Source organism: Kineococcus xinjiangensis (genome assembly GCF_002934625.1).
GTDB classification, from domain to species: domain Bacteria; phylum Actinomycetota; class Actinomycetes; order Actinomycetales; family Kineococcaceae; genus Kineococcus_A; species Kineococcus_A xinjiangensis.
The window spans coordinates 306,931-332,265 of the sequence record NZ_PTJD01000001.1; the positions used below are offsets into that span (position 1 = coordinate 306,931).

General features: G+C 75.1%; 22 protein-coding genes. 12 read left to right on the forward strand and 10 right to left on the reverse strand.

Annotated elements, in window-relative coordinates:
• Window positions 1-30: 30 nt before the first annotated feature.
• The 6 genes from CLV92_RS01460 to ilvD all read right to left on the reverse strand — a co-directional run bounded on the left by CLV92_RS01460 (window position 31) and on the right by ilvD (window position 7,422).
• Complete coding sequence (locus CLV92_RS01460) at window positions 31-960, reverse strand: mechanosensitive ion channel family protein (RefSeq protein ID WP_158257092.1); 930 nt, start codon at window positions 958-960, stop codon at window positions 31-33.
• A 174-nt stretch (window positions 961-1,134) separates the two neighbouring features.
• On the reverse strand, window positions 1,135-1,677 hold the full coding sequence (locus tag CLV92_RS01465; RefSeq protein ID WP_104430982.1) for a MarR family winged helix-turn-helix transcriptional regulator: 543 nt from the start codon (window positions 1,675-1,677) through the stop codon (window positions 1,135-1,137).
• 136 nt (window positions 1,678-1,813) lie between these two features.
• Window positions 1,814-2,842, reverse strand: a complete 1,029-nt coding sequence (gene ilvC / locus CLV92_RS01470) for a ketol-acid reductoisomerase (protein ID WP_104430983.1) — start codon at window positions 2,840-2,842, stop codon at window positions 1,814-1,816.
• 152 nt (window positions 2,843-2,994) lie between these two features.
• Window positions 2,995-3,507 carry an acetolactate synthase small subunit gene (gene ilvN, locus CLV92_RS01475; protein WP_104430984.1) on the reverse strand — a complete coding sequence of 171 codons (513 nt, stop codon included), beginning with the start codon at window positions 3,505-3,507 and terminating at the stop codon, window positions 2,995-2,997.
• Window positions 3,507-5,456 carry an acetolactate synthase large subunit gene (locus CLV92_RS01480; RefSeq protein ID WP_104430985.1) on the reverse strand — a complete coding sequence of 650 codons (1,950 nt, stop codon included), beginning with the start codon at window positions 5,454-5,456 and terminating at the stop codon, window positions 3,507-3,509. Before CLV92_RS01480 ends, ilvN begins: the two co-directional genes overlap by 1 nt.
• 286 nt (window positions 5,457-5,742) lie before the next feature.
• On the reverse strand, window positions 5,743-7,422 hold the full coding sequence (ilvD, locus tag CLV92_RS01485; protein ID WP_342762175.1) for a dihydroxy-acid dehydratase: 1,680 nt from the start codon (window positions 7,420-7,422) through the stop codon (window positions 5,743-5,745).
• Between the two features lie 234 nt (window positions 7,423-7,656).
• Here ilvD and CLV92_RS01490 point away from each other — a divergent pair, with 234 nt between their 5' ends.
• A complete protein-coding gene (locus tag CLV92_RS01490; RefSeq protein WP_104430987.1) occupies window positions 7,657-7,860 on the forward strand; it encodes a hypothetical protein in 204 nt (67 codons plus the stop codon).
• A gap of 35 nt (window positions 7,861-7,895) precedes the next feature.
• Entirely contained in the window at window positions 7,896-8,201 is a 306-nt protein-coding gene (locus tag CLV92_RS01495) for a hypothetical protein (RefSeq protein WP_104431269.1), read from the forward strand.
• Window positions 8,202-8,284: 83 nt separating this feature from the next.
• Here the strand turns inward: CLV92_RS01495 and CLV92_RS01500 are convergent, their stop codons facing one another.
• Complete coding sequence (locus tag CLV92_RS01500; protein WP_104430988.1) at window positions 8,285-8,620, reverse strand: DUF8129 domain-containing protein; 336 nt, start codon at window positions 8,618-8,620, stop codon at window positions 8,285-8,287.
• A gap of 293 nt (window positions 8,621-8,913) precedes the next feature.
• On the opposite strand from CLV92_RS01500, the gene CLV92_RS01505 reads away from it, so the two are divergent.
• From CLV92_RS01505 to CLV92_RS01535, 7 genes are all read left to right on the forward strand, one after another.
• Window positions 8,914-10,311: an MFS transporter gene (locus CLV92_RS01505; protein ID WP_104430989.1), complete on the forward strand. Its 1,398-nt coding sequence runs from the start codon at window positions 8,914-8,916 to the stop codon at window positions 10,309-10,311.
• A gap of 92 nt (window positions 10,312-10,403) precedes the next feature.
• The gene (nirB, locus tag CLV92_RS01510; protein WP_104430990.1) at window positions 10,404-13,037 is read left to right on the forward strand and encodes a nitrite reductase large subunit NirB; all 2,634 of its coding nucleotides are present in this window, start codon (window positions 10,404-10,406) and stop codon (window positions 13,035-13,037) included.
• On the forward strand, window positions 13,034-13,363 hold the full coding sequence (locus tag CLV92_RS01515; RefSeq protein ID WP_245886315.1) for a Rieske (2Fe-2S) protein: 330 nt from the start codon (window positions 13,034-13,036) through the stop codon (window positions 13,361-13,363). Before nirB ends, CLV92_RS01515 begins: the two co-directional genes overlap by 4 nt.
• Window positions 13,364-13,555: 192 nt before the next feature.
• Entirely contained in the window at window positions 13,556-14,785 is a 1,230-nt protein-coding gene (cobA, locus tag CLV92_RS01520) for a uroporphyrinogen-III C-methyltransferase (RefSeq protein WP_104431271.1), read from the forward strand.
• Window positions 14,782-15,921, forward strand: a complete 1,140-nt coding sequence (locus tag CLV92_RS01525) for a uroporphyrinogen-III synthase (RefSeq protein ID WP_104430991.1) — start codon at window positions 14,782-14,784, stop codon at window positions 15,919-15,921. Before cobA ends, CLV92_RS01525 begins: the two co-directional genes overlap by 4 nt.
• A complete protein-coding gene (locus tag CLV92_RS01530) occupies window positions 15,918-16,643 on the forward strand; it encodes a sirohydrochlorin chelatase (protein WP_104430992.1) in 726 nt (241 codons plus the stop codon). The genes CLV92_RS01525 and CLV92_RS01530 overlap by 4 nt, the downstream gene beginning before the upstream one ends.
• A gap of 117 nt (window positions 16,644-16,760) precedes the next feature.
• Complete coding sequence (locus CLV92_RS01535) at window positions 16,761-18,359, forward strand: methyl-accepting chemotaxis protein (RefSeq protein WP_146099373.1); 1,599 nt, start codon at window positions 16,761-16,763, stop codon at window positions 18,357-18,359.
• Between the two features lie 55 nt (window positions 18,360-18,414).
• On the opposite strand, the gene CLV92_RS01540 is transcribed toward CLV92_RS01535, so the two are convergent.
• Window positions 18,415-20,499, reverse strand: coding sequence for a putative bifunctional diguanylate cyclase/phosphodiesterase (locus tag CLV92_RS01540; RefSeq protein ID WP_104430994.1), 2,085 nt, complete (start codon window positions 20,497-20,499; stop codon window positions 18,415-18,417).
• Between the two features lie 91 nt (window positions 20,500-20,590).
• A complete protein-coding gene (locus tag CLV92_RS01545) occupies window positions 20,591-21,526 on the reverse strand; it encodes a 2-hydroxyacid dehydrogenase (protein ID WP_245886316.1) in 936 nt (311 codons plus the stop codon).
• 73 nt (window positions 21,527-21,599) lie between these two features.
• Between CLV92_RS01545 and CLV92_RS01550 the strand changes: the two genes are divergently transcribed.
• From CLV92_RS01550 to CLV92_RS01560, 3 genes are read left to right on the forward strand one after another with little or no spacing between them, the layout of a single operon-like run.
• Entirely contained in the window at window positions 21,600-22,829 is a 1,230-nt protein-coding gene (locus CLV92_RS01550) for a PQQ-dependent sugar dehydrogenase (protein WP_245886317.1), read from the forward strand.
• A gap of 10 nt (window positions 22,830-22,839) precedes the next feature.
• Window positions 22,840-23,385 (forward strand): 2'-5' RNA ligase family protein, encoded by a 546-nt coding sequence (locus tag CLV92_RS01555; RefSeq protein ID WP_104430996.1) that lies wholly within the window; start codon window positions 22,840-22,842, stop codon window positions 23,383-23,385.
• A 36-nt stretch (window positions 23,386-23,421) separates the two neighbouring features.
• On the forward strand, window positions 23,422-23,832 hold the full coding sequence (locus CLV92_RS01560; protein ID WP_104430997.1) for a DUF6157 family protein: 411 nt from the start codon (window positions 23,422-23,424) through the stop codon (window positions 23,830-23,832).
• 384 nt (window positions 23,833-24,216) lie between these two features.
• On the opposite strand, the gene CLV92_RS01570 is transcribed toward CLV92_RS01560, so the two are convergent.
• Window positions 24,217-25,023 carry an LGFP repeat-containing protein gene (locus CLV92_RS01570; protein WP_104430999.1) on the reverse strand — a complete coding sequence of 269 codons (807 nt, stop codon included), beginning with the start codon at window positions 25,021-25,023 and terminating at the stop codon, window positions 24,217-24,219.
• Window positions 25,024-25,335 lie beyond the last annotated feature (312 nt).

Below are 25,335 nucleotides of genomic sequence, written 5' to 3' on the forward strand. Positions count from 1 at the left end.
CATCCAGCCGCCGAGGCCCTCCACCCGCGCCTACGGAACTGGGCGCTCCCCTGGCGAGGCGGTTCGCCCGTCGCCGGCCGCGAGATCCCGGCCCTCGCTCCGGTCGCCGATCTGCAACGTGGTGCCGCCCGGCCCGAACCACAGCGTCCGCTGCGGGAAGGGGATGGTCATGCCGGCTGCGTCGAGGGCCCGCTTGACGGACATGGCCACCGCACTGCGGACGCGCCAGCGGCTCGCCATGTCCGCCGGGTGCCAGTAGCGCACCACGAACTCGATCGAGGAGTCGGCGAAGGCGTTGACCCACACGCTCGCGCCGGGCTTCTCGGCGACGCCCTCCGCGGCCCGGCAGGCCTCCAGCAGGACCTGCTGCGCCTGCTCCAGGTCGGTGTCGTAGGCCAGGCCGACGGTCAGGTCGGTGCGGCTGAACGGCGTGCGCGTGTAGTTGATGATCGGGTTCTTCAGGACCTCCGCGTTGGGCAGGTACACCCGGAGCCCGTCGTAGGTGGTGAGGACGACGGTGCGCAGGTTCACGTCCTCCACGACGCCCTCGTAGTCGCCGCTGCCGACCTGCTCGCCGATCCGGAAGGGCCTGCGCAGCTGCAGCAGGATGCCGGCGATGAGGTTCTGCAGGATGTCCTGGGCGGCGAAGGCGATGGCGATGCCGCCGACGCCGAGCGCCCCGAGCAGGGGGCCGATGCGCACACCCAGGATGCCGAGGGCGTAGACGGCCCCGAAGCAGACGACGAGGATGCTGAGGAAGCGCCCGAGCAGCCTGCCGATGTGGCGGTCGGCGTCGCCGCGGTCGACGGCGCGGACGAGGATCCAGCGCAGCAGCGCCGCGGCGGCGATGGCCGCGACGAACACGGCTGCCGAGCGCACCCCCTCGTGCCAGGTGATGTCGCCGGTGACCAGCTCCTCCTCCGCGGCCTGCAGGGCGAGGAGGGACAGCGCGCCCGTCACGTCGCCGGACCACCCGATGCCGGGTGGACCCGCGGACGAGGGATGGGCGGATGGTGGTGGCGCGGCATGGGCCCAGGATGCCCGGGCGGCACCCCGGTGGCATCCCGCCGGGCGCGGGCGCTGCCGCGGGCACCCGTGGGCGGTCCAGCCGATCCGCTGCCGGGCGGTCGCGACTCAGGCGGCGCGCTCGACGCCGTCCGGGTGGGTGCGGCCGGCGGCCTCGGCGACCACCGGGTCGCAGGCGGCGGCGAGGAGGAACCGGACGAGGAGGTGCGCCAGTGTGTCGTGCCCGCCCGTGGCCAGGGCGGCCGACATCGTCGCGGCGGGGCCGCTGAGCACGGCGCCGACCTCCGCGACGCGCGCGCGCCCGTCCTCGGTCAGCTCGAGGTGCAGGACGCGGGGGGCCCGGTCGCGGCGGCACTGCACCAGCTCCGCCCGCTCCAGGCGGGCGGCGACCGCCGACGTCGTCGCAGCCGCGAGCCCGGCCGAGCGGGCGATCGCAGCCAGCGGCTGCCCGTCGCCGCCCTCGGCCAGTTCCCGCAGGACCGCCCAGTCGGTCAGGGCGAGGCCGAACTCGGCGAGCAGCTCCTCCTCCTGCCGCGCCACGGCCAGCCCGGCGATGCCGAGGAGGCGGGACACCGGCATCGCCGCCAGGGCAGCGCGACGAACGTCGAGCTGCTGCACCGAGGTGATCGGCGTGAGGGCGAAGGCGATCACCGTGGCAACATCGGCAGGTCCGCCCCGCTGCTTGAGCCTGTACGGCCGGCCGGTGCGTCCCGGCTGCGGACGCACCGGCGCCCCGGCGCGGACACGGGGTCCGCACCGGGGCGCCGGTGGAGGGTGCAGCGCCGGGTCAGCGCGCGGCGGTGCCCTCGACGTAGTCGGAGTCGTCGGACTTCACCCACGACATGAGCTTGCGCAGCTCGCGGCCGGTGGCCTCGATGGGGTGCTGCTCGCCCTGCTCGCGCAGCTTCTTGAACTCCGGCGCGCCGGCGTCCTGGTCCTCGATGAAGCGGCGGGCGAAGGAGCCGTCCTGGATGTCCTTGAGGACGTCCTTCATGCGCTCCTTCACCGAGGCGTCGATGACGCGCGGGCCGGAGACGTAGTCGCCCCACTCGGCGGTGTCGGAGACGCTCCAGCGCTGCTTGGCGATGCCGCCCTCGTACATGAGGTCGACGATGAGCTTGAGCTCGTGCAGGCACTCGAAGTAGGCGACCTCGGGCTGGTAGCCGGCCTCGGTGAGGACCTCGAAACCGGCCTGGACGAGGGCGGAGGCGCCACCGCAGAGGACGGCCTGCTCGCCGAAGAGGTCGGTCTCGGTCTCCTCGGTGAAGGTGGTCTTGATGCCGCCGGCGCGCAGGCCGCCGATGGCCTTGGCGTAGGCCAGCGCCAGCTTCCAGGCGCCGCCGGTGGCGTCCTGCTCCACCGCGACGATGACGGGCACGCCGCGGCCGTCGACGTACTCGCGGCGCACGAGGTGGCCGGGGCCCTTGGGGGCGACCATGACGACGTCGACGTCGGCCGGGGGCTTGATGTAGCCGAAGCGGATGTTGAAGCCGTGGCTGAAGAACAGCGCCTTGCCGGCGGTGAGGTTCGGCTCGATGTCCTGCGCGTAGACGCCGCGCTGGAGGTGGTCCGGCACCAGGATCATGATGACGTCGGCCTCGGCGGCGGCCTCCGCGGGCGTCACGACGCGCAGGCCCTCGTCCTGGGCCTTCGCGCGGCTCTTCGAGCCCTCCTTCAGGCCGACGCGGACGTCGACGCCGGAGTCGCGCAGGGACAGCGCGTGCGCGTGGCCCTGGCTGCCGTAGCCGATCACGGCGACCTTGCGGTCCATGATGTCGGCGAGGTCGGCGTCGTCGTCGTAGAACATCTCAGCCACTTCGGGCTCTCCTCAGGTGTGGGCCATCCCGGGTGGTGTCCAGCTCCGTGCTGGCCCGGGTCCGGTTCGGGTGGTCGTGGTCCGTGCGGGTGCGCGGACGGTCGCGCGTCGGGCGGTGCGGTTCGGGCGGTGCGGTGTCAGGCCGTGCGGTGTCAGGCCGTGCGCAGCGCACGGTCGGAGATCGAGCGGCCGCCGCGGGCGAGCGCCACGGTGCCGGACTGCACGAGCTCCCGGATGCCGAAGGGCTCCAGGATCCGCAGCAGCGCGGCCAGCTTCTCGGAACTGCCCGTCGCCTCCACCGTGACCGCGTCGACGGAGACGTCGACGACGTGGGCGCGGAAGAGCTGCACCGCGTCGAGGACCTCGCCGCGGGTGGTGGCGTCGGCCCGCACCTTCACGAGCATCAGCTCGCGCTCGACCGAGGCGACGGAGTCCAGCTCGACGATCTTGAGCACGTTCACCAGCTTGTTGAGCTGCTTCGTGACCTGCTCCAGCGGCTGCTTCTCCACGTCCACGACCACGGTCATGCGGGAGATGTCCGGCCGCTCGGTCGGGCCGACGGTGAGCGACTGGATGTTGAAGCCGCGCCGGGCGAACAGGGAGGAGACGCGCATCAGCACGCCCGGCTTGTCCTCCACCAGGACCGACAGGGTGTGCTGGCTCATCAGGAGATCACCTTCTCGGTCCCGGAGTCGTTGGAGTACAGGTCGCCGTCGACGTCGCGGTCCCAGTCCGGGCTCATGCCCCGGGCGTACTGGATGGCGTCGTTGCTGACCCCGGCGGCCACCATCGGCCACACCATCGCGTCCCGGTGCACCCGGAAGTCGACGACGACGGGGACGTCGTTGATGGCCATGGCCTTCTCGATGGTCGCGTCGACGTCCTCGGGCCGCTCGCAGCGCAGGCCCACGCAGCCGTAGGCCTCCGCCAGCTTCACGAAGTCCGGGATCGCCATGCCGCGCCCGGAGTGGTCACCGGAGTGCAGGTCCGTGTTGGAGTAGCGCTCGGAGTAGAAGAGCGTCTGCCACTGCCGCACCATGCCGAGGCTGGAGTTGTTGATGATCGCCACCTTGACGGGGATGTCGTTCAGGGTGCAGGTGGCGAGCTCCTGGTTGGTCATCTGGAAGCAGCCGTCGCCGTCGATTGCCCACACCACGGCGTCGGGCCGCCCGACCTTGGCGCCCATCGCCGCCGGCACGGCGTAGCCCATGGTCCCGAGGCCGCCCGAGTTCAGCCAGGTGCGGGGCTTCTCGTACTGCACGAACTGCGCCGCCCACATCTGGTGCTGACCGACGCCGGCGACGTAGAGGGCGTCGGGGCCGGCGATGGCGCCGATGCGGGAGATCACGTGCTGGGGGGCGACGGTGCCGTCCTCGGCGTCGGCGTAGCCGAGGGGGTAGGTGCGCTTCCAGCCGTTCGTCTGCGCCTGCCAGTCGGCGATGTCGAGCGCGGCGCCGTCGGCCAGCTCGGCCTCCAGGGCGCGCACGAGCTCACCGGTGATGAGCTTCGCGTCGCCGACGATCGGCACGTCCACGACCCGGTTCTTGCCGATCTCGGCGGGGTCGATGTCGGCGTGGATGACCTTCGCGTCCGGGGCGAACGAGGACAGCAGCCCGGTCACGCGGTCGTCGAAGCGGGCGCCGAGGGTGATGAGCAGGTCGGCCTTCTGCAGGGCGGTGACGGCCGCGACCGTCCCGTGCATCCCCGGCATGCCGAGGTTGACCGGGTGCGAGTCGGGCAGCGCACCGCGCGCCATCAGCGTGGTGACCGCGGGGATGCCGGTGAGGTCGGCCAGGGCGAGCAGCTCCGGGGAGGCGTCCGCCTTGATCATGCCGCCGCCGACGTAGAGGACCGGCCGGCGGGAGGCCAGGATCAGCTTGGCGGCCTCCTTCACCTGCTTGCCGTGCGGGCGCACCGTGGGCCGGTAGCCCGGCAGGTCCACCTTCTCCGGCCACTCGAAGGACGTCGTGGCCTGCAGGGCGCTCTTCGCGACGTCGACGAGGACGGGGCCGGGACGCCCGGTGGCGGCGATGTGGAAGGCCTCGGCGATGACCCGGGGGATCTCCGCCGCGTCGGTCACGAGGTAGTTGTGCTTCGTGATCGGCACCGTGATGCCGGAGATGTCAGCTTCCTGGAACGCGTCGGTGCCGATGGCGGAGGCGCCGACCTGACCGGTGATCGCGACCATCGGGACGGAGTCCATGTTCGCGTCGGCGATCGGCGTGACGAGGTTGGTGGCCCCAGGGCCCGAGGTCGCCATGCAGACGCCCACCTTGCCGGTGGCGACCGCGTACCCCTGCGCCGCGTGCCCGGCGCCCTGCTCGTGGCGGACGAGGATGTGGCGCAGGTGCGGGGAGTCCATCAGCGGGTCGTAGGCGGGCAGGATCGCCCCGCCCGGCAGGCCGAAGACGGTGTCGACGCCGACGGCCTCGAGGGAGCGGATGAGGCTCTGCGCCCCGGTGAGGACGGCTACGGGGAGCTTCGGGTCGAGGGGCAGCGCGCCGGGGCGCTGCTCGGGGGCCGGGGCGGTGGTGGGGCTCTGGCCTGCGCTGACCTGTCCGGTGCTGCGCTCGGCGGTGCCACCGTCGGCGGCGCTGCTGTGCTGAGCGGTCATCTCGGGTGCTCCTGTCGCGGTGTCGGCGTGCGGCTCTCGGGACGGTGGGCGCCCGGCCGCTCGGGGCCGGACGCGAAAAGACCCCTCCGCCCGCGGGCATGACGAGGGGTCGCGCGCACGGCCGGGATGTCAGCCGGCGCGCTGTCCGAGTACTACGAGGAGCTGCACCCGCACACCGTATCCCGCGCCGGCGCGGGATGTCAGCCGAGCCCCAGATTCGTCTCACATCGTGGACGAGTCGTCCAGAAGGCGGACACGGCCCCGCAGGGCCGTGCCCGCCCGGACGTCAGAGGCAGACCGCGCCGACCGAGGCCGACTGCACCGTGCGCGCGTACTTGGCCAGCACGCCGCGGGTGTAGACCGGCGGCAGCGGCTGCCAGCCCTCCCGGCGCGCCGCCAGCTCCGCCTCGTCAACCAGCACGTCCAGGCGCGCCGCGGCGACGTCGAGGCGGATGCGGTCCCCGTCGCGCACGAACGCGATCGGCCCCGCGTCGACGGCCTCCGGGGCCACGTGCCCCACGCACAGGCCCGTCGTGCCGCCGGAGAAGCGCCCGTCGGTGAGCAGCAGCACGTCCTTGCCCAGGCCCGCGCCCTTGATGGCGGCGGTGATGGCGAGCATCTCCCGCATCCCGGGGCCACCCTTGGGGCCCTCGTAGCGGATGACGACGACGTCGCCGGCGGTGATGCGGCCGTCCTCCAGCGCATCCATCGCCGCGCGCTCGCGGTCGAAGACCCGGGCGGTGCCCTCGAACACGTCGGAGTCGAATCCGGCGCTCTTCACCACCGCACCGCCCGGCGCGAGGCTGCCGGACAGGATCGTGATGCCGCCGGTGGCGTGGATCGGGTTGTCCAGCGCCCGCAGCACGACGCCGTCCGGGTCCGGCGGGGCGATGTCGGCCAGGTTCTCCGCCATCGTCCGCCCCGTCACGGTGAGGCAGTCGCCGTGCAGGAGCCCCGCGTCGAGCAGCGCGCGCATCACCACCGGGATCCCGCCGATGCGGTCCATGTCGGCCATCACGTGCCGCCCGAAGGGCTTGAGGTCGCCCAGGTGCGGCACGCGGGCGCCGATGCGCTGGAAGTCCTCCAGCGTCAGGTCCACCTCGGCCTCGTGGGCGATCGCCAGCAGGTGCAGGACGGCGTTGGTGGACCCGCCCAGCGACATCACGACGGCGATGGCGTTCTCGAACGCCTCCTTGGTGAGGATCTGCCGCGCGGTGATGCCCTTGCGCAGCAGGTTCACCACGGCCTCCCCCGACGCGCGGGCGTACCCGTCGCGGCGGCGGTCCGGTGCGGGCGGGGCGGCGCTGCCCGGCAGGGACATCCCGAGCGCCTCGGCCGAGGCCGCCATGGTGTTGGCCGTGTACATGCCGCCGCAGGCGCCCTCACCGGGGCAGATGGCCCGCTCGATGGCGTCGACGTCCTCGCGCGACATCAGCCCCCGCGCGCACGCCCCGACCGCCTCGAAGGCGTCGATGATCGTGACCTCGCGCTCGCTGCCGTCGGACATCTTCGCGTAGCCGGGCAGGATGGAGCCGGCGTAGAGGAAGACCGCGGCGAGGTCGAGGCGGGCGGCGGCCATCATCATCCCGGGCAGCGACTTGTCGCAGCCCGCCAGCAGCACGGAGCCGTCGAGGCGCTCGGCGCTCATCACCGTCTCGACCGAGTCGGCGATGACCTCGCGGCTGACGAGGGAGAAGTGCATGCCCTCGTGCCCCATCGAGATGCCGTCGGAGACGCTGATCGTGCCGAACTCCATGGGGAAGCCGCCGGCCTCCCGCACCCCCACCTTCACCTCCTTGGCGAGGCGGTCGAGGCTGAGGTTGCACGGGGTGATCTCGTTCCAGCTGCTCGCGACGCCGATCTGGGGCTTGGCGAAGTCCTCGTCGCCCATGCCGACGGCGCGGAGCATGCCGCGGGCCGCGGCGCGCTCGAGGCCGTCGGTCACGTCGCGGCTGCGGGGCTTGATGTCGACGCCGGGGTCGGCGCCGCCGTTCGTCGGGGTGCCCTGCCCGGGTGCTGCGGAGGTCTCGGAGCTCACGGTCGGAGTCTAGGTGCGCCGGGCGCGGCGGGGGGCGCACTCCCCCGCTCAAGGTGGACACCGCGTCTCGGCATGCGGACCGCCCGGCGGTCCACCCGCGGAGACCGGCCCCCCAGCGGCCACCGCGGGTGTGACCGGCGGCTCCCGGGGTACCGCAGGGACATGACGCACCACGACAAGCCCGAGGAGCACTCCGACGACCACGGCGCCACCACGGCGTCCACCGACGCCGAGGGCCGCGACCAGGACGCCGACCCCGGCAGCCTCAACCCCCGCGACCTGCGCGGGCAGCACACCGGCGACGGGGCTCGCGAGGACGAGGGCGAGCCGGACGCCGACCCCGGGCAGCTCAACCCGCGGGACTGACGCGCGCGCCCGGTGCGCAGGAGGGAGCGGCGGTGGTGGGGGGACGCAGACCGAAGGTCAGCGGCGCCAGGGTCGCAGCCAGCGGCACCTGGACCGACGACGAGGGGGTGCGCGCCCCCGCGGGCGAGGTCCACGCCTGGGAGCCGGGCACGAACCAGACGGTCTGCGGGCTGCCGCTGCACCGCGCGGGACTGACCCGCTTCAGCCACGTCCCCTGGTCCGAGGTGCAGCCCGACACGGGCGGCGTCGCCGACGAGGTGGGCTGGGTGTGCCCGCGCTGCTCCGCGGCCGCGGGGGGCCGGGCGGAGCGGCGCTGGCAGCGCACCGACCCCCGGCCCTGAGCTCAGGGCCACCGCGCATCGCCTGCTCCCGCGGACCCCGACCGGGGTCCGCGGGAGCAGGCGATCCTCACGTGCGGGCGACCTCAGCGGCGCGGCTGCGCGGGGTTGGTGGGAACGCCGTGGGACGGCGGGTTCATCGGCGGGGCGCCGCTCTCACCCAGCAGCGGCCCGCTGGGCGCGCCCGCCGTCTCGGGCGTCGCGGCGGTGGGGTCCCCGCCGGACGGCTCGGCCCCCTGTGCCAGCTGCCCGGCCCGGGCGCGCAGGATCGTCAGGACGGGCTCCCTCGCCCCGTGCTCCTCCTCGTAGGCGATGAGCGTGCCCAGGGCGTCCGCGTCCAGCGAGCGGATGCGGTCGCCGAGAGTGGCGACGGGCAGGTGGTCGTAGTCCGGCAGCGGCAGCGCCGCGCGGTCGTCGGTCACGGGACCTCCTCGGAAGCGGTTCCTCTGGCATGCCCGGGTCCGGTGGGCTCGGGCCGGTCGTGCTGCACGGGGGCCTGGGCGACCCGCACTCCTCCCGTACCCGCGACCGAGGGGATCGACGCACGTCCGTGGCGGCGATGTTGCGCGGCGCTCACCCGGCACCGACCGCGCTGTGAGGGCGGCGTGCGGCAGCGGTAACAGAAGGCGCACCACCCCGAAACACGCTCTTCCTACCGTGGCGGCACGCCCGGGCGGCCCCCGTCCCCGGCCTCGCCCCCACCCCGAGGAGCCTCATGGCCACCACCACGGACTCCCCCGCCACCGCCGCGGTCGGCACCGTCGCCGCGCCGCGCCCCGGCCGCTGGATCGACGACTTCGACCCCGAGGACAGCGCGCAGTGGGAGACCACGGGCAGGCCCGCCGCCCGGCGCAACCTCGCCCTGTCGATCGTCGCGGAGTTCCTCGGCTTCTCGGTGTGGCAGCTCTGGACGATCGTGACGCCCAGCCTCGGCCGCGCGGGCTTCGACCTGACCGCCAACCAGATGTTCTGGCTCATCGCCATCCCGAACCTGGTGGGCGCCACCCTGCGCTTCCCGTACACCTTCGCGGTGCCGCGCTTCGGCGGCCGGAACTGGACGATCGTCTCCGCCCTGCTGCTGCTCGTGCCCTGCGCCGGCCTCGCGTGGGTCGTGCAGAACCCCGACACGCCGTTCTGGCTGATGTGCCTGGTGGCCGCCACGGCCGGCGTCGGCGGCGGCAACTTCGCCAGCTCGATGGCGAACATCTCCTTCTTCTACCCCGAGCGGGAGAAGGGCGCCGCCCTCGGCCTCAACGCCGCCGGCGGCAACCTCGGCGTCGCCGTCGTCCAGCTCGCCGTGCCGCTCGTCGTCATCTCCGGCGCCGGCATCGCCCTGGAGCGGGCGGGCATCGTCTTCATCCCGCTGGTGGTCCTGTCCGCGGTCCTGGCGTGGAAGCACATGGACAACCTCTCCAGCGCCAGGGCCGACCTCGCCGGCTACGCGGCCGCGGTGAAGGACCGCCACACCTGGATCGTCTCCTTCCTCTACATCGGCACGTTCGGCTCGTTCATCGGTTACGCAGGGGTCTTCCCCACCCTCATCGGCAGGCAGTTCCCGGAGATCGCCTTCACCTGGTCCTTCATCGGCCTGCCCGGCGTTCCGCTCACCCTGGCGTTCCTGGGGGCGCTCGTGGGTTCCCTCGCCCGCCCCTACGGCGGACGGGTCGCGGACCGCCTCGGCGGCGCGCGGGTCAGCATCGCCGCCTACGCGGTGATGGTGGCCGGAGCCCTCGGGGTCGTCGCGGCGCTGCGCAGCCACAGCTTCGCGCTCTTCTTCGGCTCCTTCATGGTGCTCTTCATCGCCACCGGGATGGGCAACGGCTCGGTCTACCGGATGATCCCGGCGATCTTCCGGGCCGGGGTGGACACCTCCGACCGCCTGGCCCTGACCATGGCCAAGCGCGAGGCGGCCGCCTGCATCGGCATCGCGGCGGGCATCGGCGGCTACGGCGGTTTCCTCATCCCCCGCGGGTTCGCCATGTCCCTGACCCAGTTCGGCTCCCTCGCCCCGGCGCTGCTGGTCTTCATCGGCTTCTACGTCGTCTGCATCGCCGTCACCTGGTCCTGCTACCTGCGCCGCACCGGCACCCGCTTCGCCGACGCGGTCGTCTGAGCGGCACCGCCCCGCCCCGGAACCCCCCGTGCGAGAGGGAAACCCCATGAGCCCCACCCACCGCTCCCCCGCCCCCGTGGAGGTGTGACCAGATGACCGCGACCACCGACCGCCCCACGACCACGCCTGCGACTGCGACCGCCCTGCCCGCCCAACGCGGCCGTGCCCGCCGCCGCCTCGTCGTCGTCGGCAACGGCATGGCCGGCGCCCGGGCCGTGGAGGAGATCCTCGCCCGCGGCGGCGCCGAGCAGTTCTCCGTCACGATGTTCGGCGACGAGCCGTACGGCAACTACAACCGGATCGCGCTGTCCCACGTGCTGGCCGGGGAGGAGGAGGAGCACGGCATCTTCCTCAACGCCCTGCCCTGGTACGCCGACAACGGCATCGACCTGCGCGCCGGTGTGCGCGCGACGTTCGTCGACCGGCACGCCCGCCTCGTGCACGACGACACCGGGGCCCGGACCCCGTACGACGTGCTGGTGCTGGCCACCGGCAGCTCCCCGTTCTTCCCGGCCATGACGGGGCTGCGTCGCGAGGACGGCTCGCTGCTGCCGGGGGTGTTCGGGTTCCGCACCCTCGACGACACGCGGGCGATGCTCGCGGAGGCGGGGCTGCACTCGCGCGCGGTCGTCATCGGCGGGGGCCTGCTCGGGCTGGAGGCCGCCCACGGCCTGCAGAAGCACGGCCTGGACGTGGACCTCGTCCACTCCCCGAAGCACCTGATGAACCAGCAGCTGAACGCCGAGGCCGGTCGCGTCCTGCAGGGACGGATCGAGGCGCTCGGCATCGGGGTGCACACCGCCGCCCGCACCGTCGCCCTGACCGGGGAGGAGCGGGTGAGCGGCGTGCTGCTCGCGGACGGGCGCGAACTGGCGGCGGACATGGTCGTCGTGACCGCGGGGATCCGCCCCAACGCGGAGCTCGCCGCCCGCTCCGGCCTCCTCGTCGAGCGCGCCGTCGTCGTCGACGACGCGATGCGCTGCACCGGGGACGACGGCGAGGACGCTGGCGAGGTGTACGCGGTCGGCGAGTGCGTGCAGCACCGCGGCGAGACGTACGGGCTGGTCGCACCGCTGTGGGAGCAGGCCTCCGTGCTGGCCGACCGCCTCACCGGCACCGACCCCGCCGCGGAGTACCACGGGTCCCGCACCGCGACGAAGCTGAAGGTGGCCGGCGTCGACGTGGCCGCGATGGGCCTCAGCGAGCCGGAGCGGGTGGACGACGAGTTCGTCGTGTTCTCCGAGCCGCGGCGCGGGATCTACTCCAGCGCGGTCGTCCGCGACGGCCGCCTCGTCGGCGCCACCCTCGTCGGCGACGTGCGCAAGGTGGCGTTCCTCCAGCAGGCGTTCGACCAGGGTCTGCCGCTGCCGGAGGAGCGGGTCCAGCTGCTGTTCGACATGGGCACCCCCTCGGAGGAGACGGGGGCCGCGGAGCTCGACGACTGCGCGCAGGTCTGCAACTGCAACGGAGTCTCCAAGGCCGCGATCGTCGACGCCGTGCGGGGCGGCTGCAGCACCGTCGGCCAGGTCGTCGACGCCACCCGCGCGGGCAAGGGCTGCGGTTCCTGCAAGAGCCTCGTCGCGCAGATCACCGAGTGGGCCGCGGGCGGTGACCTCGCCGTCGACGAGTCGGCGAACTGGTACGTGCCGGCGATCCCGATGGACAAGCAGCAGCTCACCGCCGCCATCCGCGAGCGGGACCTGCGCTCGGTCTCCGCGGTGTTCCGCGAACTCGCACCGGCCGGCGCGGAGGACGCGAAGTCGAAGATGGCGCTGACCTCGCTGCTGCGGGTGATCTGGCCCGGCGGGGTCGTGGAGGAGCGCGACGCGCGCTTCGTCAACGACCGCGTCCACGCCAACATCCAGCGCGACGGCACGTTCTCCGTCGTGCCGCAGATGAAGGGCGGGGTGACGACTCCCGAGCAGCTGCGGCGGATCGCCGACGTCGCGGACCGCTACGCCGTGGGGATGGTGAAGGTCACCGGGGGCCAGCGCATCGACCTCCTCGGGGTCCGCAAGGAGGACCTGCCGCGGATGTGGGCCGACCTGGGGATGCCCTCGGGCTACGCCTACGGCAAGAGCATGCGCACCGTGAAGACCTGCGTGGGGACCGACTTCTGCCGCTTCGGCCTCGGCGACTCCACGCAGCTCGGCATCGACCTCGAGACCCGGTTCCAGGGCCTGGAGTGCCCCGCCAAGCTGAAGCTCGCCGTCGTCGGCTGCCCCCGCAACTGCGCCGAGGCGTACGTGAAGGACGTCGGCGTCGTGGCGGTCGGCGCCGGCCGCTGGGAGATCTACGTCGGCGGGGCCGCGGGGGCCTCCGTGCGCAAGGGCGACCTGCTCGCCACGGTGGACAGCCCCGAGGAGGTCATCGCCCTCTCGGGCCGGTTCATCCAGTTCTACCGGGAGTGGGCGGGCTGGCTGGAGCGCACCTACGACTTCGTCCCCCGCCTCGGGATCGAGCGGGTCCGCAAAGTCGTCGTGGAGGACTCCGACGGCCTCGCCGCCGGTCTCGACGCCCGGCTCCAGGAGGCCGTCGGCGCCTACGTCGACCCGTGGAGCGAGGGCCGCGAGCCGGTCGTGCCGGGGCAGTTCCGCCCGTCGCTGCCGCTGGTGGACCTCCCCCTGGTCCCCCGCCGGCCCGGCGGCGCACCCGGCGGCGTCCTCCCCGACGTGCACAGCAGCAGCGACGCCACCGCACAGGTGGCGGAGGAGGTGGCCCCGTGACCACGACCCAGTCGCCCGCGCGCGAGGTGCGCGTGGGCCACCTCGACGAGGTCCCCGCCGGCGAGGGACGCGCCTACGTCGTCGACGGCGAGCAGGTCGCGGTGTTCCGGCACCGCAGCGGCCGGGTCAGCGCGGTGCAGGCGGTGTGCCCGCACTCCGGCGGCCCGCTGGCCGACGGCCAGATCGACGAGGACGTCGTCGTCTGCCCGCTGCACCTGTTCGCGTGGGACCTCGCCACCGGGGAGTCCCGCAACGGCCAGCCGCCGCTGCGGGTCCACCCCTGCCGCGTCGCCGGCGACGGCTCGGTCGTGGTCGGCGCGTGCTGAGCCGGGCGCCTCGCCAGGCGCGCGCCTGGCGAGGAGGCCGCGGCGCTGGGCCGGACGGGAGCGCCCGCTGCTCCGATCGGACGCCTCCCGGGCAGGCAGGTGGCATCCTTGACGCATCCCCGTGCCGGTGACTGGAGGTCCCGCGTGCCCAGCACCCCCGAGTCTCCCCCCGCGGCCGCGGCCGACGACGACCTGTCGGCAGCCCCCTACCCGCTGCACCTCGACGTGCGCGGGCGCCGCGTCGTCGTCGTGGGCGGCGGGCCGGTCGCCCTGCGGCGGACAGAGGGGCTGCTGCGCGCCGGGGCGGACGTCCTCCTCGTGGCGCCGCAGGTCTGCGAGGGACTGGGCGAGCACGCGCGCTCGGGGTCGCTGACGTGGCGGCAGGGCACCTGGCGCGCCGACGACCTCGACGGCGCCTGGCTGGTGCACACCGCCACGGGTGAGCGGGACGTGGACGCCGCCGTCGCCGCGGCCGCGGAGGAGCGGTGCCTGTGGTGCGTGCGCGCAGACGACGCCGCCGCCTCCGCCGCGTGGACCCCCTCGGTGGTGCGCCGCCACGACGTGACGGTGTCCGTGACCGCCGGGGGCGACCCGGGCCGCGCCCGGGCCCTGCGCGGCGCGCTGGCCCTGGCCCTCGACACCGGCGCCCTGCCCCTGCGCCGCACCCGCCGCGGCGCGGGGCGGGTCACGCTCGTCGGCGGCGGCCCCGGCGAGCAGGACCTGCTGACGCTGCGGGGACGCAGGGCGCTGGCCGAGGCGGACGTCGTCGTGGTGGACCGCCTCGCGCCCACCTCGGTGCTGGCCGAGCTGGACGAGGACGTGCAGGTCGTCGACGTCGGCAAGACCCCCGACCACCACCCCGTGCCCCAGCACGAGATCAACCGCATCCTCGTCGAGGCCGGCCGCGCGGGGCTGCGCGTGGTGCGGCTCAAGGGCGGCGACGGCTACGTGCTCGGTCGCGGCGGCGAGGAGGCCGCGGCCTGCCGCGAGGCGGGGGTGGAGGTGGACGTGGTGCCCGGGGTCACGAGCGCCTTCGCCGTGCCCGCGGCGGCGGGGATCCCCGTCACCCACCGGGGGCTGTCCCGCTCCGTCACCGTCGTCTCGGGGCACGAGGACCTCGACCACGAGACGCTCGCGCGGCTGGAGGGCACCCTCGTGGTGCTGATGGGCGTCTCGACCCTGCCCGCGCTGGCCGCCGGGCTGCTGGCCCGCGGCAAGGACCCGGCCACGCCGGTCGCCGTGGTGGAGAGCGGCTGGACCCCGCGGCAGCGCACGACCCGCGCACCGCTGGCGCAGATCGCCGCCGTGGCCGCCGAGCGCGGCGTGCGGGCGCCCGCGGTGGTGGTCGTGGGGGCCGTGGCGGCGCTGGAGGGGCCGGTGCTCGCGGGCCCCGGCGCCGGGCCGGCCGGGGCGCAGCGGTGAGCGCGACCGCCACGGAGCCGGGCGTCGACGCGCGCCAGCTCCTCGGGGTCACGATCGGCGTCACCAGCGACCGCCGCTCCGACGACCTCATCGCCACCTTCACCCGCCGCGGCGCGCAGGTGCTGCACGCCCCGACGATGCGCCTCGTGCCGCTGGCGGAGGACGAGCAGCTCCTCGCCGGCACGCACGACGTCATCGCCGACCCGCCGGACATCGTCCTCGTCACGACCGGCATCGGCCTGCGCGGCTGGGTGGAGGCGGCGGACTCCGCAGGCGTCGCACCGCAGCTGCTGGCGGCGCTCGGCCGGGCCCGCATCCTGGCCCGCGGCCCCAAGGCGCGCGGGGCGATCCGCGCCGCGGGCCTGAGCGAGGAGTGGTCGGCCGCCTCGGAGCAGACGGTGGAGGCGGTGCAGCACCTCCTCGCCCAGGGCGTCGCGGGCCGCTCCGTCGTCGTCCAGCTCCACGGCGCCGCCGACCCGGAGGAGGTCCTCGGCCCCCTGGCCGCGGCCGGCGCCCGGGTCCGCGGGGTGGCCGTGCACCGCTGGCTGCCTCCCGAGGACCCCGCGGCCGTGGCGCGCCTGGTGGACGCCGTGGCCGGCCGCCGCCTCGACGCGGTGACGTTCACCAGCGCGCCCGGCGCCTCGGAACTGCTGCGCGTCGCCGCCGAGCTCGGCCGGGGCGAGGAGCTCGTGGCCGCACTGCGGGAGCGGGTCGTCGCCTGCGCCGTCGGCGACGTCACCGCCGAGCCGCTGCGGCGGGCCGGCGTCGAGCCGCTGGTGCCCGACCGGTGGCGGCTGGGCGCCCTCAGCCGCACCCTCAGCGCCCACCTCGCCGCGCACCCCCTGCACCGGCTGCCGACGTCGGCGGGCACGCTCGTCGTCCGGGCGCAGCACGCGCTGCTCGACGGGGAGCTGCTGGAGCTCAGCCCGGGGCCGTTCACGGTGCTGCGCCGCCTGGCGGAGGCCGCCGGTGGGGTGGTGACGCGCGGGGACCTGCTGCCGCTGCTGCCCGGCGCCGGCGACCCCCACGCCGTGGAGGTGGTGGTCGGGCGGCTGCGCGCGGCCCTGCCCTCCCCCGCCCTGGTGCGCACCGTCGTCAAGCGCGGATACCGCCTCGACGTGGTGGACGCCCCGTGAGCGGTGGGCCCCCCGTCCTCGTCGCGGTCTCGCACGGCACCCGCTCCCCGGCCGGGCGGCGCTGCATCGCCGAGCTGCGGCTGGCGATCGGCGCCCTGCGGCCGCAGGTGCAGGTGCGGGCCGCCCACGTCGACGTCCAGCGCCCGGAGCTGGCCCCCGTGCTCGCCTCCCTCGCGGCGGCGGGCCGGCGCAGCGTGGCCGTGCCGCTGCTGCTGTCCACCGGCTTCCACGTCCGCCACGACGTCCGCGCCGCCGTGGAGGCGACCGAGGGCCTGGCGGTGGCCGCCGCGGCGCTGGGGCCCGACGACGCGCTGCTCGACGTCCTCGACGACCGGCTGGCGGAGAGCGGCGCCGGCCCGGACGACGCCGTCGTGCTGGCCGCGGCCGGTTCCTCCAGCGCCCGGGCCACCCGCGACGTGGAGGCGGTGGTGACGGCGCTGGCCGCCCGCCGCGGGGCCCCGGTCCTGGCGGGGTACCTCTCCATCGCGCAGCCGACGGTGCCCGAGGCGGTGCGCCTGGCGCGGGCGACGGGCCGCGAGGTGAGCATCGCGAGCTACCTGCTGGCCCCCGGGGTCTTCACCGAGCGGCTGGGGCAGGCGGGGGCGGACCGGGTCTGCGCCCCGCTCGGCGCCGACCCGCGCATCGCCGCGCTCGCCCTGGCCCGCTACGACGCGGCCCTGCAGCAGGCGGGCTGGAGCGGGGTGGGGGCGGCCGCGGGCTGACGCCCCCACTCCCCGGGCACCCCCGCGCTGCTCAAGGGGCCTCGCCGGGGTGCCGATGTGCCGAGAGACGTCGCTGGTCCGCGGAGACGTCCCTCCCCAGGCACTAGGAGCCAGGTCGTGAACCCCGTCATCCGCTTCGTGGTCAACCGCAGGGTCGGCACCCGCATCCTCATCGTCGTCGTCCTGCTGGCGACCGTGGCGGTGGCCGTCACGGGTGTGGCGCTGCGGGCGCTGACGTCGACCAACGCCACGGCGCACAGCGTCTACGACCAGAACCTCAAGGGCCTGTACGCCCGCGGCCACGTCCACCAGGAGCAGCTGAAGTCGCGCATGCTCATCGCGAACTACACGCTCTCCCAGGACCCGGAGACGCGGGCGGAGTTCCAGGAGAAGATGGCCGAGACGGACGCCGACCTCGACGCCGCCGCCGCGGAGTACGAGGCGCTGGGCATCGACACCCAGAAGGCCGACTGGGACGTCTTCAGCACGCAGATCGCCGAGTTCCGCCGGATCCGCGACGAGCAGCTGGTCCCGCTCGCCGACGCGGGGAACCTGGTGGAGTACCAGCACGTGCGCGACGAGGTCCTGCAGCCGGAGATCTCCGAGATGGCCGACGCCCTCGACCGCGTCGAGGAGTACGAGGTCGCCGAGGCCGCTGCGGGTCTCGCCGCCGCCGACGAGGTCTCCGCCAGCGCCCGCAGCACGAGCATCCTCGTCCTCGCCGGCGGGCTGCTCGTCGCCGTCGGCGCGGCGCTCTTCGTCTCCCGCACGATCGTCGGTGCCCTGCGGCGCGTCGCGCACGCCATCGACGGGATGGCCGAGGGCGACCTGACCCGGCCGGTCGAGGTCGACAGCACCTGCGAGCTCGGCAGCATGGCGGAGTCGCTGCGCCGCGCCCAGGGCGCGATGTCCTCCGCGGTGCGCGAGATCGCCTCCTCCGCCGACTCCCTGGCCGCCTCCTCCGGGCAGCTCACGAACGCCTCGGCGCAGATCGCCGCCTCCGCGGAGCAGGTCTCCGCACAGGCCGGGGAAGCGGCCTCCACCGCCGCCTACGTCTCCTCCAACGTGCAGACGGTCGCCGCGGGCAGCGGGGAGATGGGCAGCTCCATCGCCGAGATCGCGCACAACTCCGCCGAGGCCGCCCGGGTCGCCGCCGAGGCGGTGCAGGTGGCGCAGGTCACCACGGACAGCATCACCCGCCTCGGGCAGTCCAGCGCCGAGATCGGCGACGTGGTCAAGGCCATCACCTCCATCGCGGAGCAGACCAACCTGCTCGCCCTCAACGCCACCATCGAGGCCGCCCGCGCCGGGGAGGCCGGCAAGGGCTTCGCCGTCGTCGCCGGCGAGGTCAAGGAACTCGCGCAGCAGACCGCGCGTGCCACCGAGGACATCTCCGCGCGCGTCGCGGCCATCCAGTCCGACACCAACGGTGCCGTGGAGGCGATCAGCCGCATCAGCGGGACCATCGAGCGCATCAGCGCGATCCAGACGACGATCGCGGCCTCCGTCGAGGAGCAGACGGCCACGACGAACGAGATGAACCGCAACGTGGCCGACGCCGCCGGCGGCTCCCAGGAGATCGCCCGCAGCATCGAGGGCGTGGCCGGGTCCGCGAAGGTCACCACGGAGAACGTGCTGCAGGCCCAGCAGGCCGCCCAGGAACTGGCGCGGATGTCGGGCACCCTGCAGGCCGTGGTCGCCCGCTTCCGCTGCTGACCCTCCGGCGTCGTCCCGCCGACGGCGCCGGGGGTGGACGGGCCGGGGTCCGGGTTCAGCCGGGGGCGACCCCGGCGGCGAGGGTGCGGGCCGGCGCGCCGTAGAGGTAGCCCTGCGCCCGGTCGCAGCCGAGGCCGCGCAGCGCGACGTGCTGCGCGGCCGTCTCCACACCCTCGGCGATGACGGTCTTGCCCAGCGCGTGCGCGAGCGTGGTGACGGCCTCCACGACCGCGGTGCCGCCGCACCCGGTGCCCGAGGTCAGGTCGATCACGAAGCCGCGGTCGAGCTTCACCGTGTCGACGGGCAGCCGCTGCAGCGAGGTCAGCGAGGTCCAGCCGCTGCCGAAGTCGTCGAGCGCGACGCCGATCCCCCTGGCCCGCACCGCCTTCAGCACCTCGCCGGTGGCGTCCAGGTCGTCCGTCGTCACGCTCTCCGGCACCTCGACCTCCACCCGGGAGGGTGCGATGCCGCTGGCGGCCAGTGCCGCGTCGATGTCGTCGAGCAGCCCCGGGTGCGCCAGCTGCCGCGCGGAGAGGTTGATCGTCACGTACGGGGCGTCCTCCCCGTCCACGCCCGCCCAGCCCGCCGCGCCCGTCATGGCGGCCGTCAGCACCCAGGCCCCCACGTCGACGATGAGGCCGCTCTCCTCGGCCAGCGGCAGGAACTCCGCCGGCAGCAGCACGCCCCGCTCGGGGTGGAGCCAGCGCAGCAGCGCCTCCGCGCCCACCGTGCGCCCGGAGGCGACGTCGATCTGCGGCTGGTAGTGCAGCTGCAGCTCCCCCTCGCCCAGGGCGCGGCGCAGCGCCACCTCCAGGTCCAGGCGGTCCCGGTTGCGCTGGTGCAGGTCCTGGTCGAACACCTCGAGGCGGTCCCTGCCGAAGCGCTTCGCCTCGTAGAGCGCCGTGTCCGCCTCGGCGAGCAGTTCCACCGCGCTGAGCGGGTGCCGGCCGCTGCTGGCGCCCATCGTGGTGGTCACCGGGGTCTCGCGCCCGGCCAGGCGGTAACCGCCCCGCAGGGCCGTGCGGATGCGCCTCGCGAGCGCGGTGAGCTCCGCGCGCGCAGCGGCCGCCGGCGGTGCGAGGTCCTCCGCCAGGACGACGAACTCGTCACCGCCGAGGCGCGCGACGACGTCGGCCGGCCGCACGGCGTGGCGCAGGCGCGCGGCGACCGCCTGCAGCAGCTCGTCACCGGCGGGGTGGCCGAGGGCGTCGTTGACCGCCTTGAAGTGGTCGACGTCGCAGAACACGACCCCGACGTGGGAGTCCTCCCGCTGGGTGCGGGCCATCGCGCGTTCCAGCTCGGCGGTGAGGAAGCGCCGGTTGGGCAGGCCGGTCAGCGGGTCGTGGAGGGCGTCGCGGCGCAGCCGGTCGGCGAGCTCGCGCTGCTCGGTGACGTCGCGCCAGTTGATGACGACGCCCGCCACGGCGGGATCGGCGAGGTGGTTCGTGGCGCGCACGTGCACCCACCGCCAGTTCCCGGCGGCGTGGCGCAGCTGCAGCTCCAGCTCCACGGTCTCCCCCAGCCCCTCGGCCTCCAGCTGCTCGAACACCGTCTGCGCGAGGTCGAGCTGGTCGGGGTGGACGGCGGCGAAGACGTCCTCGCCGAGGACGTCGCGTCCCAGCACGCGCTCCGCGGCCGGGGTGACGTAGGAGATCCTGCGGTCCGCGCCGACGACCGTGACCACGTCGCTGGCGTGCTCCACCAGTGCCGTCAGCCGCTGCTCGCTGCGCTTGGTGGTCTCCGCCTGCTCGTGCTCCGCCGTCGAGTCGCGCCAGTGGACGACGAGGAGGTCGCCGGAGACGCGGATCCCGTGGGAGTACCAGCCGCCCCGCCAGTGCTCCTGCCCCTCGCGGACGGCCCCGGGCAGCTCGACGTCGCGGGAGCGGCCCTCCTCCAGCGCCTGCCGGAACTCCACGAAGAGGCTGTCGCGGACCTCCGGGACGAGCTCCAGCATGCGTCTGCCGGCCAGGGGCCCGAGCCCCACGAGCTGCACGGCGCGCTCGTTGGCCCGCAGGTACTCGAAGTCCACGACGGCGCCGCTGCCGTCGCGCACGGCGCGGCAGGCGACCCACGGGTCGCCGTCCGACCACACCGCGTCGAGGATCGCGGCATCGACCGCCCCGAGCGGATCCGAGCCCACCCCGGGGACGCTACCGGGGCGACCGGCCCGGGACCAGAGCCGCGCCGGCGCCGTCTCGGTCCGCGGGCGTCGGCGGTGGCGGTGGCGGTCCTCAGCCGCCGCTGCCCGCCCGGATGACGTTGCGCGGCGGCTCACCCGCAGCCAGGCGGCGCACCTGCTCGGCGAGCAGCCGCAGCGCCCGAGGCCGGAAGGCCGAGGTGTTGCCGCCCACGTGCGGGGTGATGACGACCTGCGGGGCCCGCCACAGCGGGTGCTCCAGCGGCAGCGGCTCCGGGTCGGTGACGTCGAGCGCCGCCCACAGCCGGCCGGTGGCCAGCTCCGCCAGCAGCGCCTCGGTGTCCACCACCGGACCCCGCGCCACGTTGACGAGCAGGGCGCCGTCGGGCATGGCGGCGAGGAAGGCCGCGTCCACCAGGCCGCGGGTGCGCTCGGTGAGCGGGCAGGCCAGCACCACCAGGTCGTGCTGCGGCAGCAGGTCCGCGATGCCGTCGACGGAGTGCACCTGCACGTCGCCCTCCCGGCGGGCGCGCGTGCCGACGGCCGTCACGGCCACCTCCAGCGCGGCCAGGCGGGAGGCGGTCGCGCGCCCCACCCCGCCCCACCCGACGACGAGGGCGCGGCTGTCCGCCAGGGCCCGGCGGGCGCCGGCGCGCCAGGTGCCCTCCGCCTGCGCGCGCACGTCGGTGTCGATGCCGCGGCGGGAGGTGAGGGCGAGGGCCACGGCGAGTTCGGCGGTGGAGGTGTCGTGGACGCCGCCGGCGTTGCAGAACGTGACGTGCTCCGGCAGGCGCTCCAGCACCCCGTCGTAGCCGTTGCTCAGCGACTGCACGAGCCGCACCCCCGGCACGGCCGACAGCGCGTCGAGGGCGTCGGGCGGGCTCATGTACGGCGGGACCACCACGTCCGGGGCGGGTTCCGGCGCAGGGCCGGCCAGGTCCCACACCACGCCCGTCACCCCCGGCGGCAGCGGGCCGAGGTCCGCCAGCCAGGACGGGTCGGGCAGGGAGACGACGAGGGGACCGGGCACGCGCAGCACCGTAACGGCCCGCGCAGCGGCGCAGGAGGGTGCGGGTGGGCGGCGTCGGTCGCAGGATGGGTCCATGCCCCCTCCGCTGAGTTCCGGCAGGCTCTTCCCCGGCAGGCCCGGTCCCGGTCGGCGCGGCCCGGCTGCCGCCCTGGTGGCGATGCTGGCGCTGGCCGCGGGCGCCGGCTGCACCGCGGAGCGCACCCCCACCGCCTCCGCGCCCTCACCGGCGCCGCCGTCGCCCTCGTCGTCCGGCCCGGAGCAGCCCACCCCACCGGAGTCGCCCACCGCCTCGCCCGAGCCCGGCGCCCTGCCCGCCGGGGTCCCCGGCCGGCCGCAGGACATCGCCACCGGCCTCGACGTGCCGTGGGACGTCGCCGTCCTCCCCGACGGCACGGCGTTCGTGACCCTGCGCAACCAGGCGCGGGTGCTGCGGGTCGGCCCCGGCAGCGTCTCGGCGGTCCCCGCGCCCGGTCCCGACGGAAGGGTTCCCGACGTGGCGGCGGAGGGCGAGGGCGGACTGCTCGGCATCGCGCTGTCGCCGCAGTTCGAGCAGGACAACGAGGTGTTCCTGTACCTCACGACCCGCCAGGACAACCGGGTCGTGCGGATGACCCACCGCGACGGCCGGCTCATCAACCCCGAGGTGGTGCTGTCGGGCATCCCGCGGGCGAAGGTCCACAACGGCGGCCGGATCCGCTTCGGGCCCGACGGGATGCTCTACGTCGCAACGGGCGACGCGGCGGACCGCACCGCCTCGCAGGACCCGCGGAGCCTGGGCGGGAAGATCCTGCGGATGACGCCCGACGGGCAGGCACCGGAGGACAACCCCACTCCCGGCTCCCTCGTCTACTCCCTCGGGCACCGCAACGTGCAGGGCCTGGGCTGGGACTCCGCCGGGCGCCTCTACGCCTCCGAGTTCGGCCAGAACGAGTTCGACGAGCTGAACCTCATCCGCCCCGGCGCCAACTACGGCTGGCCCGAGGTCGAGGGCGCGGACGACGGCGGGGGCCGCTTCGAACTGCCGCTGCAGACCTGGACGCCGGAGGAGGCCTCACCCAGCGGGATCGCCGTGACGGACGACGCGGTCTGGGTGGCGTCGCTGCGCGGGGAGCGGCTGTGGCGGGTGCCGCTGACCCCCGACGGGGCCACCGGCACGCCGGAGCCCTACCTGGAGGACACCCTCGGGCGCCTGCGCTCGGTGGACGTCGGCCCCGACGGAACCCTGTGGCTGCTCACCAGCAACACCTTCCGGGGCGAACTGCGGCCGGGCGACGACCGGCTCGTCAGCCTGCCCCTGCAGTGAGGCGGCCGTCGTGCCCGGCGCCCGGGAGCGCACCCTCGTCGTCTGCGCCGCGTTCGACGCGGACCTGGAGGCGGGCCTGGGGCGGCTGCAGGGATCGTTGCGGCAGGCGGGGGTCCGCGTTCCGCACCCGCCCCGGCACCGCCCGCACCTGACCCTCCTGGGCGGGGCCTGCCCGGAGCCGGAGACCGCGCGGGTCCTGGACGCCGTGGCGGGCGCGGCCGCCGAGACGGCGCCGGTCGAGGTCGTCCTGGACCGGGCCGGCACGTTCCGCGGCGGGGCGGTCCTGTGGGCCGGTCCCGGCGACACCGCCGCCCTCGCGCGCTGGCACGGCGACGCCGTCGCCGCCGTCGAGCGCCACGGCGTCGTGAACGAACTCGGCACGGCCCGGCCCGGCCGGTGGGCTCCGCACTGCACGCTGGCCCGGCGCGTCCGGGACGTCCCGGCGGCCGTGCGCACCGTGGAGGCCGGTCTCCCGCTGGCCGGGCGGGTGGTCGCCCTCGTCGTCCTGGAGGTGGGCGGCGCGGGCGACCTGCTCTCCGTCGCGTTGCGCCATTGACCCCACGATCCGCTGAGCGGCTGCCAGGATGCCGCGGTGGACTACGTGGACACCTTCATCACCGTCGCCGAGGACTGCGCCGCCCAGACGGGCGTCGTGCCGAAGCCGCGCGGCGGCAGGGACACCGTCGCCGTCCTGCAGCACCGGATGATCTCCGCGGCGCCGTACCGCCTCACGCAGGGCGACGTCCTGTTCTCCACGTGGCTGCTGCAGCAGGGCGTCGACCCCGCGACCGTTCCCCCGGAGGACCCCCGCCGGGCGGAGTTCTTCGCGGTGGACCGCGCCTGCCTGCGCGCCTCCCCGCTGCCGAAGACCCACGGCTGGGGCCTGCACTTCGACGCCGAGGGCCGCGTCGCGCTCGTCGCGGTCGACGACCCCCGCTACGCGGACCTGCACGACAGCGCCGGCAAGGTCGTGAAGGCGATGCGGTCGAGCCGGGCCCGCTGAGGCGCGGGCCCGCTCCGCGGCCGCCTGCTCGGGGCCCGACACGTCGAAGCCGACCGCGCTGGCCCGTCCTCCGTCCGCGACGATGGAGGACGCCACCTGCTTCGCCGCGTCCTCGCGGAGGTCCCCCCACCCACACGTGGGCGCCCGCGGCGGCCAACTCGCGGCTGAGGGCGGCTCCCAGCCCGCTGCCGGCACCGGTCACGAGGGCGACCTCGCCGTTCAGGCCGACCACTGCCTCCTGCGCGCGCTCGACGGGCACCGCCCCGAGCGGATGCCGTGCCCTGCGGGCACCGACAGTGGTGATCGGGATCCGCTGCGGCGCGCGGGAACCGCGGCGGGGCGCCGCGGGCCGGCGCCCCGAGCACCCCGCCGCGGCATCGTCGGTCAGCAGCGCGGGTAGAGGCCGTCCGCGCGCAGTTCCGGGTCCTGCGGCCACAGCTCCGTCGCCACACCCTCGCCCGGGAGGAAGCCCACGATGCCGCCCTGGAAGAGCTGGACGACGGCACCCGGCGGGAGTTCGAGCTCGGGGAAGGCGCCCTCGTGGGTCACGGGGAAGCCGAGGCAGCCACCCTCCCAGCCGGCCCGCCCGTAGGCGTTGCGGATCTCGCCCACGACCGGGTGCGCACCGGAGTCGGGCGACCAGTAGATCGAGCCGCCCTGGAAGACGTTGTAGGCACCGCGCCCGTTCGGGGTGCGGACCTCGTCGGTCACGGGGAAGCCGAGCCGACCCTCCTCCCAGCCGAGGGTCCCGTAGCGGGCGTGGATCGCACCGCGCACCGCGCGCGCCCCGGTCTGCGGTGACCAGTACACGGTCCCGCCCTGGAAGACGTTGTAGGCACCGCGCCCGTTGTCGGTGCGGGTCTCGTTCGAGACGGGGAAGCCCAGGGGGCCGTTCTCCCAGCCGTGCCGCCCCCAGGCGGCGCGGACGTCCCCGTGGACCTCCCAGGAGCCGGTCGCCGGGGACCAGTAGATGGAGCCCCGCTCGAACTGGACGTAGGCACCACGCCCATCGGGAGTGCGGATCTCGGGGGTGGTCGGGTGCCCGAGGAGACCGCCTGCGCCGCCGAGGGATTCGTAGCGGAGGCCGATGTCCCCACCGACCCTGGGGTCGGCCTGGGCGGGGGCGGCCGCGGTCACGACGACCGCGAGGGCAGCCACTGCTCCGGCCGCGCGGAGCTTCCACGAAGTCATGCGTCGACCGTAGGCAGCCGGCCGCGCTGCCCGGCGCGGAACGTCACCCGGGCCCACCGGGCGGCCCAGCGGCCATCACCCGAGGAGACGCACGAGGTGCCGGAGAGGCACGGCTGCCGACCTGGCGGGCAGCTCGGCAGCGGGGAGGGCCCGTGGCCGCGTCCGGCCCGTCCGCGGGCTCCCCGTCAGCGTCCGCCGCCCCGCAGCCGGGCTCTGTCGGTGCCGTGTGGTCGGGTGTGCACCGCGCCGCCCCGCGGTCGCGCGGTGGGGAAGCCTGCGCGACCGCGGGGACGGCGACCAGTTCCCCACCCC